Source organism: Hydrogenovibrio sp. JE_KL2 (assembly GCF_009296185.1).
Lineage (GTDB): Bacteria > Pseudomonadota > Gammaproteobacteria > Thiomicrospirales > Thiomicrospiraceae > Hydrogenovibrio.
This window is the reverse complement of the sequence record NZ_WBJR01000003.1, coordinates 61,014-75,733: the sequence shown is the minus strand read 5'-3', so window position 1 is coordinate 75,733 and position 14,720 is coordinate 61,014. Positions and strand designations below refer to the sequence as shown.

Annotated in this window: 15 protein-coding genes; 6 read left to right on the top strand and 9 right to left on the bottom strand. The window is 45.3% G+C overall.

Annotation, left to right across the window (positions count from 1 at the left end; genetic code table 11):
- Positions 1-3: 3 nt before the first annotated feature.
- Positions 4-1,104: a hypothetical protein gene (locus F8R13_RS06425; RefSeq protein ID WP_152832792.1), complete on the bottom strand. Its 1,101-nt coding sequence runs from the start codon at positions 1,102-1,104 to the stop codon at positions 4-6.
- 103 nt (positions 1,105-1,207) lie between these two features.
- Here F8R13_RS06425 and F8R13_RS06420 point away from each other — a divergent pair, with 103 nt between their 5' ends.
- Positions 1,208-2,017, top strand: coding sequence for a zinc-dependent peptidase (locus tag F8R13_RS06420; RefSeq protein ID WP_172967718.1), 810 nt, complete (start codon positions 1,208-1,210; stop codon positions 2,015-2,017).
- 4 nt (positions 2,018-2,021) lie between these two features.
- Here the strand turns inward: F8R13_RS06420 and F8R13_RS06415 are convergent, their stop codons facing one another.
- A complete protein-coding gene (locus F8R13_RS06415; RefSeq protein ID WP_152832788.1) occupies positions 2,022-2,513 on the bottom strand; it encodes a hypothetical protein in 492 nt (163 codons plus the stop codon).
- A gap of 285 nt (positions 2,514-2,798) precedes the next feature.
- Here F8R13_RS06415 and pyrE point away from each other — a divergent pair, with 285 nt between their 5' ends.
- Positions 2,799-3,440, top strand: a complete 642-nt coding sequence (gene pyrE, locus F8R13_RS06410; protein ID WP_152832786.1) for an orotate phosphoribosyltransferase — start codon at positions 2,799-2,801, stop codon at positions 3,438-3,440.
- Complete coding sequence (locus F8R13_RS06405; protein ID WP_152832784.1) at positions 3,437-4,018, top strand: histidine phosphatase family protein; 582 nt, start codon at positions 3,437-3,439, stop codon at positions 4,016-4,018. Before pyrE ends, F8R13_RS06405 begins: the two co-directional genes overlap by 4 nt.
- 23 nt (positions 4,019-4,041) lie before the next feature.
- Here F8R13_RS06405 and F8R13_RS06400 read toward each other — a convergent pair whose 3' ends face one another.
- Together F8R13_RS06400 and argB are read right to left on the bottom strand one after the other, a co-directional pair.
- Entirely contained in the window at positions 4,042-4,806 is a 765-nt protein-coding gene (locus F8R13_RS06400) for a sulfite exporter TauE/SafE family protein (protein WP_152832783.1), read from the bottom strand.
- A 279-nt stretch (positions 4,807-5,085) separates the two neighbouring features.
- Positions 5,086-6,000: an acetylglutamate kinase gene (gene argB / locus F8R13_RS06395; RefSeq protein ID WP_152832781.1), complete on the bottom strand. Its 915-nt coding sequence runs from the start codon at positions 5,998-6,000 to the stop codon at positions 5,086-5,088.
- Positions 6,001-6,139: 139 nt separating this feature from the next.
- Between argB and F8R13_RS06390 the strand changes: the two genes are divergently transcribed.
- Positions 6,140-6,715 (top strand): hypothetical protein, encoded by a 576-nt coding sequence (locus tag F8R13_RS06390; RefSeq protein ID WP_152832779.1) that lies wholly within the window; start codon positions 6,140-6,142, stop codon positions 6,713-6,715.
- A gap of 54 nt (positions 6,716-6,769) precedes the next feature.
- Here F8R13_RS06390 and F8R13_RS06385 read toward each other — a convergent pair whose 3' ends face one another.
- The gene (locus F8R13_RS06385) at positions 6,770-7,255 is read right to left on the bottom strand and encodes a YajQ family cyclic di-GMP-binding protein (RefSeq protein ID WP_152832778.1); all 486 of its coding nucleotides are present in this window, start codon (positions 7,253-7,255) and stop codon (positions 6,770-6,772) included.
- Positions 7,256-7,430: 175 nt separating this feature from the next.
- On the opposite strand from F8R13_RS06385, the gene F8R13_RS06380 reads away from it, so the two are divergent.
- Positions 7,431-8,621 carry an aminotransferase class I/II-fold pyridoxal phosphate-dependent enzyme gene (locus F8R13_RS06380; protein ID WP_152832776.1) on the top strand — a complete coding sequence of 397 codons (1,191 nt, stop codon included), beginning with the start codon at positions 7,431-7,433 and terminating at the stop codon, positions 8,619-8,621.
- Between the two features lie 27 nt (positions 8,622-8,648).
- Here the strand turns inward: F8R13_RS06380 and F8R13_RS06375 are convergent, their stop codons facing one another.
- Entirely contained in the window at positions 8,649-9,467 is an 819-nt protein-coding gene (locus tag F8R13_RS06375; protein WP_152832774.1) for an HDOD domain-containing protein, read from the bottom strand.
- An 81-nt stretch (positions 9,468-9,548) separates the two neighbouring features.
- Positions 9,549-10,364 (bottom strand): HDOD domain-containing protein, encoded by an 816-nt coding sequence (locus F8R13_RS06370; protein WP_152832772.1) that lies wholly within the window; start codon positions 10,362-10,364, stop codon positions 9,549-9,551.
- Between the two features lie 204 nt (positions 10,365-10,568).
- Here F8R13_RS06370 and F8R13_RS06365 point away from each other — a divergent pair, with 204 nt between their 5' ends.
- Positions 10,569-11,426 carry a GyrI-like domain-containing protein gene (locus F8R13_RS06365; protein WP_152832770.1) on the top strand — a complete coding sequence of 286 codons (858 nt, stop codon included), beginning with the start codon at positions 10,569-10,571 and terminating at the stop codon, positions 11,424-11,426.
- A gap of 209 nt (positions 11,427-11,635) precedes the next feature.
- Here the strand turns inward: F8R13_RS06365 and F8R13_RS06360 are convergent, their stop codons facing one another.
- Both F8R13_RS06360 and F8R13_RS06355 read right to left on the bottom strand, forming a co-directional pair.
- Complete coding sequence (locus tag F8R13_RS06360; protein WP_152832768.1) at positions 11,636-12,169, bottom strand: hypothetical protein; 534 nt, start codon at positions 12,167-12,169, stop codon at positions 11,636-11,638.
- 52 nt (positions 12,170-12,221) lie between these two features.
- Positions 12,222-14,552 (bottom strand): nitric oxide reductase activation protein NorD, encoded by a 2,331-nt coding sequence (locus F8R13_RS06355; RefSeq protein ID WP_152832766.1) that lies wholly within the window; start codon positions 14,550-14,552, stop codon positions 12,222-12,224.
- Positions 14,553-14,720 lie beyond the last annotated feature (168 nt).

The window sequence follows — 14,720 nt, the reverse complement described above, 5'->3', positions numbered from 1 at the left end:
CGCCTAGTAAACGTCTGATTGTACTTTTCTGGCTCGACGCCACTCTTTCCAAACCAAATCCGGGTCTTCGATTTTCCCGACTTCCACCAGAATTCTTTTCATGGTCTGTTCGACATCTTTCGCCATCTTGGTCTTGTCGCCACAGAGATAGAAAATGCCGCCCGCTTCCAATTGCGCCCAAACCGCCTCACGATGTTGCCAGAGCAAATCCTGTACATACACTTTTTCGGCTTGGTCGCGGGAAAATGCCGTCAATAGATGGAAGCCTTGTGCTTCCCACGATTGCAGTTGGTCCTGACACAAGAAACAGGTTTCCTCACGCGTCTCACCAAAGAACAACCAGGTTTTGGCAAAATGCTGCGGATGCTCATAGGCAATTTCTTCCATAAACCCGATATAGGGTGCAATGCCTGTCCCAGCGCCGACCATAATGAGCGGCTGTTGATTGTGCGCCAAATCTTCCGGTAACTTGAAAACTTTGTTGGCGCAAAAGTCACCTTCGATCACGTCTCCTACTTTCAGGTCGCTCAATTGACAGGTCGCAACGCCAAGGCGATCACGCCCTTCTTTGTGATAGGCGATTTTCTTGTATACCAAATCCACCATATGACCACCATAAGATTGTGCCGCCGCCGACTTCTGAGAAGAGGCAATCGAATAATAACGTGGAGACAATGGCGACAACATCTTACAAAACTCGGTTCCCAGTGACTGAAGCTGTGGAAAGGCTCGCAACAGGTCGACAATATCACGTCCATCGGCATAAGCCATCATCGCGTCTCGGTCGGCCCATTGATCCAATCCATATTCACGTTGAATGCGATTGAGAATGGCAGGGTTCAGTTGCGTGAGTTCATAGTTTTCCCGCAAGGCGTCTCGCACAGTTCGTTCGCCGACTCGACGTACCTCAACCATTTTATCGCCGCTCAAGTCGAGTAATTGCAATACAAAATCTACCAGGTCGGGTCTATTTTGCGACTCAACCAACAACCAGTCACCCGCATCATAATTCACAGGCTCTTCGTAGGTTAGGCGGATGAAATACACATCCTTTTCATTATCCTGTGCGGTCATATTGCGATTTTCTATCACTTTAAACTGCATAACGGGTATCCTAAGTAATCTCTTGGGTAAACATATCCTGATCAACCATTACAATGGCGATTTTAAACACACTATAAACTTTCTTTTTTTAAAAGTGAACTCTATGAACTGGTTGCAGAAAGCAAAACGCGCCTACATTCGACATGGTTTGCAAAGCTACAAAATCCCTGCGGCGCTCTGGCAGGAAATCGAAGCAGAAATGCCTTTATTGTCGCGTTATACCCCACATCAGAAAACCCAGCTTCGCATCCTGGCATCCCGCATTCTCAGAAAAAAACGGATTTCCGCTGCCAGAGGTTTTCAGGTAACCGATCACATGCGGATTATCATTGCCACACAAACGGCAATCATGCTTTTCGGGTTAATGGATGCAGAACAAGACCTGTCGTTCGACTGGATTGGTAATTGGCATGAAATCGTCGTTTACCCTTATGCCTATCGAGCACATCACAACCAAGTCCAACCGATACTCGGCGGCTTACTCGGAGTGGAAACACCAACCGATGCCATTGAAGCAGGAGAAACCTTTTACCAAGGCCCGGTTATCATCAACTGGAACAGTGATGCACCTCACCCGCTCAGACCGCAAGCGAATCAGGTGTTGTTACATGAACTGGCGCATAAGATGGATATGCTTAACGGTGACATCAACGGCTATCCACCACTGCATCACAATATGAATTCGAAAGATTGGTATGACGCGTTTGAAACGGCATACAACCAGTTAAACCGACAGATTTCCAAAAGACGTAAACCGGCAATCAACCCTTACGCGGCGACCAACCCCGCGGAATTTTTTGCCGTTTGCACTGAATATTTTTTTGAAGCGCCGGAGCATTTGAACAAGGTTTTTCCGGCGGTATATCGACAATTGAGTTTGTTTTACAATCAAGATTTTCTAAGGGGTGTCTAGTCACTTAACCGCGAAGGTGTTCCATCAACAATGTCATCCAAGGGGCTGACACCAAGATGGTCACCGCGCCGATCAGACCGGACACCAAACCGATTCCAACTTGAGACAAGGTATTGTTGGATTTCAGGTCAATTTCTTCCATCTGACGCTCAACTGACGAAAACACGGTGACTTGGTTTTTTAGCAGGTTGTTCAAAGTACGGATTTGCTTGAAAAGCAGTTGTTGTTCTTTATCCATCTTCAAGCGCACTTTTTCGCTTTCATTTTCCAGATCACGCATTTGCTTAGATAGCTGCCCGATTGAAGCATCCATTTGTGCCACAAGGTTTTTCAATGCAGTCTTGTCTTCATTCAACCACTGGTAATCCGGCGTTACCATATCCGACATATCAATATCGCTATCCATGTCCTTCGACCCCTTATGACGACGAAGTGCCTGTTCTAGTAAAACGCTTTTAGATCCTAGAGGTTCAATTCTTCTCAAATCAATAGCCATTGGTCTTTTCCCTTGTCGAAAAACTATCTGAATGCATTCGGTTTGATGAAAACGTCAAAAGGAACGTCATTTTTCTGACAGTTTGTTGTTATGCAATCTATTTTGAAAATCTACATGCATCATTTATGCCAACTCCCTCTCAAACATCATTTTTCTGTTCCGTTAAGGCAAAGCACAAAGAAATTGCTTGATAAATTTGATAGCCCGAGTAACATTGTTTCTTATCTTCTTTTAATCAAATCACGACAAAACATTTTGTTAACCAACTAACCTTTCTAAAAATTCATGAATAAAACCCAATTTATCGATTTCATTATGGCAACCGGCGTACTGAAACTTGGCGAATTTACGCTGAAATCCGGTCGCAAAAGCCCTTACTTCTTCAATGCAGGCCTGTTTAACACTGGGCAACAACTAGCACAACTGTCTCAAGCGTATGCGGCAACTATTGCAGACAAAGGCGCAGACTTTGACGTATTGTTTGGCCCTGCCTATAAAGGCATTCCGCTAGCAGCCACTACCAGCGTTGCCCTTGCAGAAAAACAAGGCATTGATAAGCCTTACGCTTTCAACCGTAAGGAAGCCAAAGACCATGGTGAAGGCGGCAATATTGTCGGTCATGCATTGGCAGGCAAGATTTTGATTATCGATGATGTCATCACGGCCGGAACTGCTATCCGTGAATCAATGGATCTAATTCAGGCGCAAGGTGCTAAGCCGGCAGGGGTTATCGTCGCATTGGATCGCATGGAAAAAGGGCAAGGCGAACTCTCTGCCATTCAGGAAGTTGAACGTGATTACGGCATTCCCGTATACAGCATTATCAATATGAACGATTTGATTGATTATTTGGCGACCAAACCGGATATGAGCCATTACCTGGAAGCCATGACCGACTACCGTTCTCAATATGGAATCATGCAATGAGTGAACATCGGTTGCGCGAACTATTATTGGTTCGCCATGCCAAATCTGACTGGAAAGAAGATTTGGAAGATATTGATCGACCCTTATCGGAAAAAGGAAAAAAGGCGGCTGGTCGACTGGGACAGTGGCTGCAAGACAAAAACCTCATTCCAACCTATACCCTAGTTTCACCTGCCCAACGTGCGCAACAAACCTTCAAACGCCTCAAGTTCAGCAAAGACACCTGCCCGCACCTAACGCTGGATGATCTGTATCTCGCGACTCAAGCACAACTGATTGAAACCCTGGCGCAAATTCCAACCCACTACGAACGTGTCATGATTGTCGGCCACAACCCGGGATTGGAAGAACTGGCTCAGTACCTGGAACATGAAAACCATTGTGACGATTGCGAAACTAGACTTTTCCCAACAGGTTCTTTAGCGCATTTCATTCTGCCAAATAGTTGGGAAAACCTAAGTGCAGGTTCCGGCAAGCTGGTGCAATTTATCCGCCCGAAAGACATCAAAACACATAAAGAACACAAACCGAAAGCCGTTGAAAACGAACCGGCTCAGCAAACCTCCGGCGCTTATTGAAAAGTGGATTCTCAGCGTTTCAACTAGAAAGATTTCGCAATCAACGCCAGCCCGACCAGTACGGTCATGATTTCAAAGCTGCGCTTCACCAGTCGGTTGCCTTTTACGATTGCCAAGTGCGCGCCAAGGTAACCGCCCAGTAGTGAACCAACAATCAATGCCGGCAACCACCCCCACTCGATTTGTCCCTGCAAACCTAGCGCCAAAGCGCCAGTGCCATTCCAGAACAACCCCACCAAAATCAGCGTATAAGCTACCGCCAACTTATAGTCCAAACCGAACCAACGCACCAACCAAAGGGTAACGAACAAACCTGTTCCAGAGGTCAGAGAACCATTCAGTGCGCCGATAAAAAACAATACCAAACCACCGACCCCCCAACCTGGCAGATTTTGATGGCTCAAATTAAGCGTTTGTCCCAACTCCGGCTTTCGCCAAGAATAAACGCCCAAACCTAAGGTCAAAATTCCGAGCGCCAGCTGAGCATAACGGTCTTCGATATGCAAAATGATATTTGCCCCCAACCAAACCCCCGGCAAGCCAAAGGCAAGGATGACCAGCACGAATGTCCCATTCAGACTGGCAGATTTGACGTGGCGTGCAGTCGCGCCAATGCCCAGAAACACACTGGCAACCTTATGGGTCGCTAATGCAATGGAAAACGGCAATCCAAGAAATAGTAACGCAGGAAGTTGTAATAACCCGGCACCGCCACCCGCCAATGCCGAAAACAGATTCGCAATAAACGAAATGATAAAAAGAATGAATTGGCTGGCTAAACTTTCCAAAAGGTATCCAATAGAGAGTGGAATAAAAGAATAAGGCTTTTAAATAACAGACTTGAACAAGCCGAGCTATTTTCCGAGCTCAAGGCTTGGCTTGACGAAGTTGATAACAATAAACGAGTCGAGCCATAACGCAGAAACCGGGAAAAAGAGACAGCGTAAAAATCTCAACATCACAACCAAGCTGAGATAATTTGCGCTAAGTCTAGGCAAGAAAAGGCGACGTTTACAATGGTAAATGAGTCTTTTCTTAACGACGAATTAGCGCAAATTAGACAGCGCTTAGCGAGAAGTGATGAGAGTCCCTACACCTTCATCGGTAAACACTTCCAGCATAACGGCGTGTTCTACTCGCCCATCAACGATATGCGCTGATTTGACCCCACTTTGTACCGCATCCAAGGCGCACTGAATCTTAGGTAACATTCCGCCGTAAATCGTACCGTCGGCAATCAACTCATCCACCTTTTCTGCATTCAAGCCCGTCAACAGTTCACCTTCTTTGTTCAACAAACCTGGCGTATTGGTCAACAGCATCAACTTCTCGGCTTGTAAGGCTTCGGCGACTTTGCCCGCCACCAAGTCGGCATTGATATTATAGGAGTGTCCATCTGACCCGACACCTACTGGTGCGATGACCGGGATGAAGTCATCTTGAATCAACATATCCAATACTTTGGTGTTGATACGGGAAACTTCACCCACATGACCAAGATCGATAATTTCCGGGGCATTCAAGTCTTCGTTAAAGGCCGTCATCTCCAGTTTCTTGGCACGAATCAAATCACCGTCTTTACCGGTCAAGCCCACAGCGTTGCCGCCGTGTTGATGAATCAAATTAACAATTTCCTTGTTCACCAATCCACCCAAAACCATCTCGACGATATCCATGGTTTCGGCATCGGTGACACGCATCCCTTGTATAAACTCGGACTGCTTGCCGATTTTTGTCAGTAGGTTACCGATTTGCGGGCCGCCGCCATGAACCACAACCGGGTTCATACCGACCAATTTCATCAAAACGATGTCTCTTGCAAAACCGTTTTTGAGTGCTTCCTCGGTCATCGCATTGCCACCATACTTGACGACAATGGTCTTACCGGCAAAGCGTTGGATATAGGGAAGCGCTTCTGCCAGTACCGAAGCAATATTCTGGGCTTGTGCCTTATTTAGATTCATCGTGTTTTGAACTCTCATAGCGAACTCGGAAATAAAAAGTAATAATTTTCGGCTATTTTAAGGAACCTAGCACCAATTCACAATGGTTCATAGATTCCTAGGCAAGAAACCTTTACAATCGACGCATCAAAAAATGCTATCTCGAAGGAATGACACTATGCCCTTTAACTTAACCAAACGCAGTTTCCAATCCATTTTGGCAATCATTATTCTGTCAGGCTTAAGTGCTTGTAGCAGCACCCCCAGTTCTCCATCAGGAAAAATAATTGTCCTTCATGAAAAGGACAATAAGCAAGCTACCGACATTATTGTCAACACCTTGCTTGACGAAGGTTATGAAACCAAAAAGGTCAACGACACCCAGTTTATCGTATTCTACGATCAACAAACCTTCATTATGGAACCGAAAATAGTCCAAGGCGGTTTGAGCCGAATCGTCGTCAACCGCGTAGTGAGAATCAAGCCTGAATACCGCCATTCACCAGAACTTCAGGCGATGACCACCGTCCTTAACCGTAAGCTGAATTTCGCTAAATTCTCAATGATAGACCACAATAAGGCAGGCCAGGTTCAAGCTTCGATTACGTTCATTAACGAAACCGTCAGCACTGAAGAAATCAGACAGTTTATGTTGTGGCTGGATGATAGTTTGGCAAGCGTCAGAAGCATGGTAGCGCCTGAAGTCTTGCAAATGATTGACTCACCTAACGCGGTCAGCGTGCGAAAACCTTAAAAATAAGGCATATAAAATAACTTTGCGAAACACTCTCAAGGCTATTTTTCTAAATCAATCTCTGAAATTATTGAACTGTAGTGGCAGCTCGATGTCTTCTTGCGTTCTAAGCATTTGCATCACTTCTTGAAGATCGTCACGCTTTTTACCGGTGACACGAATGCTGTCCCCTTGGTTAGCTGCCTGAACTTTGATTTTGGAGTCTTTGATCTTCTTGATGATTTTCTTCGCCAAGGCCGCATCAATGCCTTCTTTCATATCAACCACTTGCTTAGCGCTCTTTAGTTGAATATCAGGATCTTTGACTTCCATGCATTTAATATCAATTCCACGGCGATTCGCCTTTTCAACCAAGATGTTATACATCTGGTTCAACTGAAATTCAGATTCTGTTTTCATGGTGACGGTTGTCCCGTTTACCTCGAACACTGAATCCGTGCCTTTAAAGTCATAACGCGTCGTTACTTCTTTATTGGCTTGATCAATCGCATTGGTTAATTCGTGTTTATCTAATTCAGAAACAATATCAAAAGAAGGCATGACTCTCTCCCTGGTTACTTTCTTTCGGTCTCAAACAGCTTTGCTTACCTTTGAGCCATCAATAAGAGTTATTTTACCATTGCTTACTCGGCATTTCATTTTGGGTTTTTCCGCGCCGGAACCGCCTGCTGTTATAATTCAGCAAACTTCCTAAGAGTGACGAACATTGAGCAACATGCACAACAAATTCCCTTTCCCTATTAGCAAGGTCTCCAGCGCGGTCGAGCCTTTTCACGTCATGAAACTGCTTGGCGAAGCAAAAGCACTTGAAGCCGAAGGGCGTGAAATGATTCACCTTGAAATCGGCGAGCCGGACTTTCCTTCTTTGGATTGCGTTCATCAAGCGGTAACGAACGCCATTAATCATGGCAACACTCACTACACCCCAACATTAGGCTTACCGGCATTGCGTGAGAAACTTTCCAGTTTCTATCATGATTTTTACCATGCGGATGTTGCCGCACAACGAATTGTGCTGACTCCAGGAGCATCCGGCGCTTTGCATCTGTTGCTAACCGCGCTGCTGAATCCAAATGACAAAGTAATGATGTGCGACCCGACTTACCCCTGCAACCGCGAGTTCGTCAACCTTCTACATGGGGAAATCCTCAGTGTTCCGGTGGAAGCTGACACCGGTTTTCAATTGACCGCCAAGTTGATCGAACAGCATTGGCAAAAAGGCATTAAAGCAGTGATGGTCGCCTCACCCTCGAATCCGACAGGAACCTTAATCGAACAGCCCGAACTGCTTGCGATGGCGCATTTCCTTGCTGAACAAGATGCCTATTTGATTGTTGATGAAATTTATCAGGGGCTGGTCTATGAAAGACAAGCGGAAACGATACTTGCCAACGCAAACTTGCCGGACAATGTGGTGGTGATTAATTCGTTTTCGAAGTTTTTCGGCATGACAGGATGGCGTCTGGGTTGGATTGTTGCACCGGAATTTTTGGTGCCCACCTTGGATAAATTAGCCCAGAACTTGTACCTTGCCGCACCCACTCCCTCCCAATATGGCGCTTTGCGGGTGTTGGAATCCGATGCCTTGGCGCAACTTGAAGAACGCAGGCAGGTTTTCGAACAACGTCGCAACCGACTGTATGATGCCATGACGTCAGCGGGATTTAAGATTCCCTGCAAACCTGAAGGAGCTTTCTACTTGTATTGGGATGTATCAGAATTAACGGACGATGCTGAAACGTTTTGCCAGACATTAATGCTCCATACCGGCGTGGTAGTCACGCCCGGCAAAGACTTTGGAGAGTATCGTTCTCAGCAACATGTTCGCATCGCTTATACAACGGACGATAACGAGCTGCTGGAGGCTGTCAGGAAAATTCAGTCGTTTATCGCCAATGCTAGGTGAAACCTCATCATTGGCAACACTCTCCTATTAGGCAAAAGCAATCAACGAGCGACGCACTTCATTGACAGCTTCTTTTGAGATCATCAAATCTTCACGTGCCGCTTCCAAGTAACGATTGGCTTCCTCTGTCATATACGAGCCAAAAGACACCTCGCTGACAATCACATTCGCAATCTTCAACATAGAAGCCATGCCACGAAGTCGATCATTCGGGTGATTCAGTTCCGCACTGTGATGCAGCAAAATAGCATTCAGCATATCAACAGACAACTTCCACTTTTGCCCCAACAACAAGCCGACATCCATGTGATTGGTCTGGTATAGACTCATCTCTTTTTCAATACCAGAAACCGGATGCGTATTGAGGTAGGCAAAGGTCTTCAAATAGCCTTTCGGGTCTTTCATGGCCAACAACAAACTGCCGCCATTGTGAAACAAGCCTAGCAGATAGGCTTCATCTCTCGTTACTTCCGCCACATGCTCCGACAGCTCTGCACAACAAAAAGCCACATCGGCAGAATGCTCGATAATTTCTTGAATCTGCGGGTTGTCAAAAAGGTTTTGCAATGCTGCGGAAATCACCAGATTTTTGAGGTTGTCATAACCCAATGCATCCACCGCTTCGCGAATGGATTTCACCGGGCTTCTCAACTTCATGACAGGTGAGTTGGCGATACGCAATACTTCGCCGGAGAGCTTGGTATTGCTCTCGATGATGCGGGTAATGGTTTGGTTGTTCGGGAACTTTCTAGACATTTCCTCGTCCAGTTCCATGATTTCCTTCGGCAGGTCCGGAATTTTAATTCCTTTTATCGCCTGAACCGCCTGTCTTAATCTTTGTTCCATAAAAAAGCCTGATAATATTCAGGCTTATTTTAGTTCCATTACGTAGCTTATAAAACGGTTTTTTTGCAAAAATGCTAAATATTATGCGAATGCCACCAAGGCTCTGCGTACGGCATTGACCGATTCTTTATCAATCATCAAGTCTTCACAAGCGCGATCCAAGTAGGTATAGGCTTCTTCTGTCATATAAGAGCCGTAAGACACCTCATTCACGATGATGTTCGCGACTTTAATCATAGATGTCATAGCCCGTAATTTGTCGTTGGAATGCTCTGCATCATCGTGATGATTCAAAATGACGTTCAGCATCTCAATCGGCAACTTCCACTTTTGACCCAGCAACAAACCGACATCCATGTGATAGGTATCATAAAGCTCGTATTCTTTATGCACACCGCTCACTGGGTGAGTGTTTAAATGAGAGAAGACCTTAAGGTAGTTTTCCGGATCTTTGGTCGCCAACATCAAACAGCCACCGTTGTGGAAAAGCCCAAGCAAATAGGCTTCATCACGCGAGACATCTGCAATGTGTTCAGACAACTCTGCACAACAAAAGGCGGTATCTGTCGAATGCTCGACGATTTCTTGCACCTGAGGTTTGTCGAACATATTTTTAATGGCGGCAGCGATAACCAAGTTTTTCAGGTTATCATACCCAAGACGGTCTACTGCTTCACGAATAGAGGTCACCGGAGATTTCAACTTCATGACGGGAGAGTTCACCAATCTCAGTACTTCTCCAGAAAGCTTGGTATTGCTTTCTATGATGTCGGCGACTTTTTGATTATTTGGAAACTTACAGGCAAGCTCCGTATCTAATTCCATGATTTCTTTTGGCAAATCCGGGATTTTTACCCCTTTAATGACATCAATCGCTTTTCGAAGCCTTTGCTCCATCAAATCGTCCTCTCTATTCCTTGAGTGATAGTCGTATAGTCTTTATACATGGGAACAAATATCCCTTCGCGACACTGCATGCGCAATAATAAACTGTTTTATATTTTTGTAAATATGAGATTTCGCAATTACGGTCAAGTTTTTGCAAATTCAAAAAAACATAATACCTCTGTACCGAAAAGAACATAGGTTTGGTTATTGATTATGAAAAATAAACGCTACGAGCAAAGCATTCAACGTGTTTGCAATTACATATATGAACATCTGGATGAAACGCTTACCGTTGAACAGCTCAGTGACGTTGCGCATTTTTCCAAATACCATTTTCATCGCCAGTTTTCGAATAGCGTCGGTGTGAATGTATTCAAGTTTATCCAATTGCTTAGGCTTAAACGCGCCTCATATCAATTGGTATTTCATCAGGATACCCGCATCACCGATATCGCCCTGTCCGCAGGATACGATAGCCATGAAAGCTTTAGCCGAGCATTCAAAAGGAGCTTCGGCTTATCGCCGACTGAATTCCGACGAACGCCTATGTGGTCTGATTGGCACACAAACTACCAATTTAAACCGACAAGAGGTCAAATAACCATGGAAGCAGAAATCATTGCCTTTCCCGAGTTAAAAATCGCGGTTTTCGAGCACAGAGGACCGCACGAAAAATTAAACGAATCCGTCAGCCAATTTATTGCCTGGCGTAAAGAAACCGGACTTTCTCCGGTGACACACAGTAGAAGTTTTGGGCTTGCCTACGATGATCCTAGCGTAGTCGAACCGGAAAAATTCCGTTTTGATCTTTGTGGTGAAGTTCGTGAAGAAATTCCAGCGAACAGCTATGGCATCGTCAACAAAACCATTCCCGGTGGTCGATGCGTAAAGATTCGCCACTACGGTAGTCATGACGATATGGATGAAACAGTTTACTATCTTTATCGTAACTGGCTGGCGGAAAACAACGAAACGCCGAGAGACTTCCCGTGCTTTTTTGAATATCTGAACTTCTTCCCGGAAGTACCTGAGCATGAGTTAATCACGGACGTCTATCTGCCCCTGAATTAATAAGGGCTTAAATGTGAAAAACCCCAACCTGGTAGATTTTTATATTGAAAATCTGCCAGGTTGGGGCATCAAGTTCTATGTTTGCTATCTAAAAACGTTATGAGAAGAACAGAGTCGAGGCAAAAATGGGCGAAGAAGCGGAGTTTACTCTAGTAAATGAGCATTCTGAGACCGTTTTTAACAAAGAATCTGGTCTTCGTAATAGTTTTTTACTCCATTGCACTGAAACGACAGACATTGGTGCTAATGTAATCCCCATAGGCGGAACCGGATTGCAGCCAGTTTTTGGCTTTATTGATTTTCACCATGGATGAGCTGTCATCTTCAACCTGCAAATAAATGCCATACTTAAAGCGTGGGCTCGACTCGTCTTCGACAATCAAGTTTCCTTGCTCGACAAAAATCACTTTTTGCGGTGTTTTTCCTTGCTTGCACACAAACGCGTCTTGACCATGTTCATTGAACAAGCCTTGCAACTCCCGATTGAAACATTCTTTACTAACAGGGTTGAACTTGTAGTAGGTTTCAATTAAAGATTCTGCGTTTTCCAACAAGTAGTTCTTCACTTCCGATGCCTGTGTAAAGCCGTCATCGCCTAATTCATAGATGACGAATGCCGCATCAGCAGGACCTGTTTTCAGACTTTGATCTTGATGGATAATCAAACCTTCATCCTGCAAAATCGCCGTTAGCTCTTCTTCTGTCAAAGCGTTGACCGCTTCTTTAAACTCTTGTGCATTCATACTTCTATTCCCGAAATTTTGAAGTCCTTCCCTGCTCTCGCAAGGACAAGGGTTATGATGTCAAATTCGCAAACAATGTCGGCAACTTCTCAGGAAGTCTCATCACATTATCTACAATCGCGAAACGGTTGGCACCGAAAATCTGCTGAACATATTTGTCGGCAAACTGGTCAATGGTCAAGCAGTAACTATAGATACCGCGTGATGCCAATTCTTCAACCGCTTTTTTCGCATCCTGCTTCAAATATTGACTGTCTTTTTCATCAATATCCGCCGGTTCACCATCGGTAATCACCAACATCAACTTCTGTTTTGAGGTTTGTCTGTCCAAGTAGGCACCAGCATGTCGCATTGCCGCCCCCATACGCGTTGACAAGCCTCCAGTCATCCCCGCCATTTTAGCGTGAACGTCCGCGTTGAACGGTTCGTCAAACTGCTTGAAGCGCGTGTACTGCACGTCATGGCGTCCATCGGATGAGAAGCCGTGTACCGCAAACTGGTCACCGATACCATTGATGGCATGAGAGACCAAAATAGCCGCCTCTTGCGTCACCTCAATAATGGTTTTCTCTGAACCCGGCACCATTTCATTGGTGGACTCAGACAAATCCAACAAAATCATGACCGATACTTCACGGGTACGAATCACATTTTTCATGGTAATACGAGGATCAGGCTCCTGCCCCATACGTAAAGCGGTAATGGCTTCAACGCAGGCATTCAAATCCAACTCGTCACCGTCTTCAATGCGACGGATACGCTGCAAACCAACAGACTGCAATTTATCGACGATTTGCTTGATACGATGCGCTATCTGCTTGTTGTCGTCCAAAATACGCTCGTACAACGCAGGATCGCCTTTACGTGCGCGATGCTCATAAAGTGTTACCCAGTTTGGACGGTGCAATTGCACGCGGTAATCCCACTCAGGATAATGGAACGGATCGGAAATCGGTTCAATCCCTTCCATTTCATTCCAAGAAACACCGTGGTCTTCGTAAGGATACAATTCTGTACCTAACACCCAAACTTCATCATGATCAACATCAACCAATTCAGAATCGATTTCGTTAATCATCTCCATCAAAGATACATGTTTACGAACGGTCTCAGTCGGCGCACCGCCCCCTTCAACTTCGCCCCACTCGTCGGACGCCCACACCAAACGGTTGTCGTCACGGTAAGCCAAGCGAATCTTGCTGATTTCGGTTAGAGACTCCCAACGCGTTAAAGATTTATTCAACGTGTTGTATAACGTAATCCCCATGTCCCAAGACCATTTCTCGTTGTCTTGTTGCTCTTCGACTTCTGCATAGAAGCGTTCACGAATTTCGCTTAACACTTCGTCTTCAAACGGATGTTTTGGGTCCATCAACGCAAGTGCCAATTGTTCCAAACGACCCGCTGTCGATTCAGGATGCAACTTGCCGTCTTCCATGGCTTGGGCACTGACTTTTTTCCAAAGTTTTTTCAAACCCGGGAAAGCTTTAATGGCTTTGTACTCAACACGTGCATCTTCCATCAACTCAATGAAAAACATTTGTTGAGGGTTCAACTGTTCCATGCTGATGGCTTGAGTGGTATACATCAAGTGCGCAGCGATATGCGCGGACATCGCACGGTAAAGTTCGATCCCTTTAATGTCGCCCATGTCGTTCAATGCATCCGGCAAGTGCATGGCATGGTTTTCATAGAAAGGCTTAAAGCCTTCAAAATCTGCCGCGGAAGGACGGATAAAGAAATCACGCCCCCAGAACGCTCTCAAATAGAAATTGATTGAACGGTGGAAATCAATGAACAACGTCCCTTTACGCTGCTGCTGGAAAACCGCTTTTGAGTCGGCAGACTCCAGTGCGAAGTACTCCATTTGCGCTTCAAAGTTACGTGCATGTGCTTGCGCACCCCACATCGCCCAGCGACGTAGACCAGACACCGTCAACTTCGACAAAATCTCATCGATGTTCATCAACATCGGACGCAAGCCACGAGGGGATTTGGAACCGATTTGATAGATCAATTTCAAATATTGACGCAATAGATCGATATCGCCCGTTCTCTCTGCAGCCAACGGCAAAGAGTCCAACAACAAGGAAACCACTTCGCCGGAGGTCACTGAAGACAACTTCATGACCGTTTCAAGAATGTCGGTCAGGATTTCATCTTCGACCTGCGCGATCACTAACGGAATCGACTCCATGTAGCTGATAACGATCTGCTTGCCTTTGCCCAGATAAGCAATGCCCTGAGCATTCTGCAACCAGATTTTACGGGTCGCCTCATTCATATGATGAGACGCTTCCTGTATCATCGAATCCAAATTGTCCGACAACTCAGGAACGGCCTCAATCAAGGCTTGTTTAATTTCTTCAATCTCTGAACTCATAATGCAGTCTCTTGTGCTATCTTCGCGTAACTGGACAAACTATTCTGAAATTTGTCCATGTGAGAAAACTTTGTAGAGACCTTTTCATGGGGGAAGCGCGATAGAAAAATGAGAGAAAAATTTTCCTTTCTAGGCGGGAAATCCAGGTAATAGCTAGCTATTGCCAAA

What these genes read in the sequence shown, in the direction of transcription:
- F8R13_RS06425 (WP_152832792.1), bottom strand. Translation starts at nt 1,104, where the DNA reads ATGCAGTTTAAAGTGATAGAAAATCGCAATATGACCGCACAGGATAAT.
- F8R13_RS06420 (WP_172967718.1), top strand. Translation starts at nt 1,208, where the DNA reads ATGAACTGGTTGCAGAAAGCAAAACGCGCCTACATTCGACATGGTTTG.
- F8R13_RS06415 (WP_152832788.1), bottom strand. Translation starts at nt 2,513, where the DNA reads ATGGCTATTGATTTGAGAAGAATTGAACCTCTAGGATCTAAAAGCGTT.
- pyrE (WP_152832786.1), top strand. Translation starts at nt 2,799, where the DNA reads ATGAATAAAACCCAATTTATCGATTTCATTATGGCAACCGGCGTACTG.
- F8R13_RS06405 (WP_152832784.1), top strand. Translation starts at nt 3,437, where the DNA reads ATGAGTGAACATCGGTTGCGCGAACTATTATTGGTTCGCCATGCCAAA.
- argB (WP_152832781.1), bottom strand. Translation starts at nt 6,000, where the DNA reads ATGAGAGTTCAAAACACGATGAATCTAAATAAGGCACAAGCCCAGAAT.
- F8R13_RS06390 (WP_152832779.1), top strand. Translation starts at nt 6,140, where the DNA reads ATGCCCTTTAACTTAACCAAACGCAGTTTCCAATCCATTTTGGCAATC.
- F8R13_RS06385 (WP_152832778.1), bottom strand. Translation starts at nt 7,255, where the DNA reads ATGCCTTCTTTTGATATTGTTTCTGAATTAGATAAACACGAATTAACC.
- F8R13_RS06380 (WP_152832776.1), top strand. Translation starts at nt 7,431, where the DNA reads ATGCACAACAAATTCCCTTTCCCTATTAGCAAGGTCTCCAGCGCGGTC.
- F8R13_RS06375 (WP_152832774.1), bottom strand. Translation starts at nt 9,467, where the DNA reads ATGGAACAAAGATTAAGACAGGCGGTTCAGGCGATAAAAGGAATTAAA.
- F8R13_RS06370 (WP_152832772.1), bottom strand. Translation starts at nt 10,364, where the DNA reads ATGGAGCAAAGGCTTCGAAAAGCGATTGATGTCATTAAAGGGGTAAAA.
- F8R13_RS06365 (WP_152832770.1), top strand. Translation starts at nt 10,569, where the DNA reads ATGAAAAATAAACGCTACGAGCAAAGCATTCAACGTGTTTGCAATTAC.
- F8R13_RS06360 (WP_152832768.1), bottom strand. Translation starts at nt 12,169, where the DNA reads ATGAATGCACAAGAGTTTAAAGAAGCGGTCAACGCTTTGACAGAAGAA.
- F8R13_RS06355 (WP_152832766.1), bottom strand. Translation starts at nt 14,552, where the DNA reads ATGAGTTCAGAGATTGAAGAAATTAAACAAGCCTTGATTGAGGCCGTT.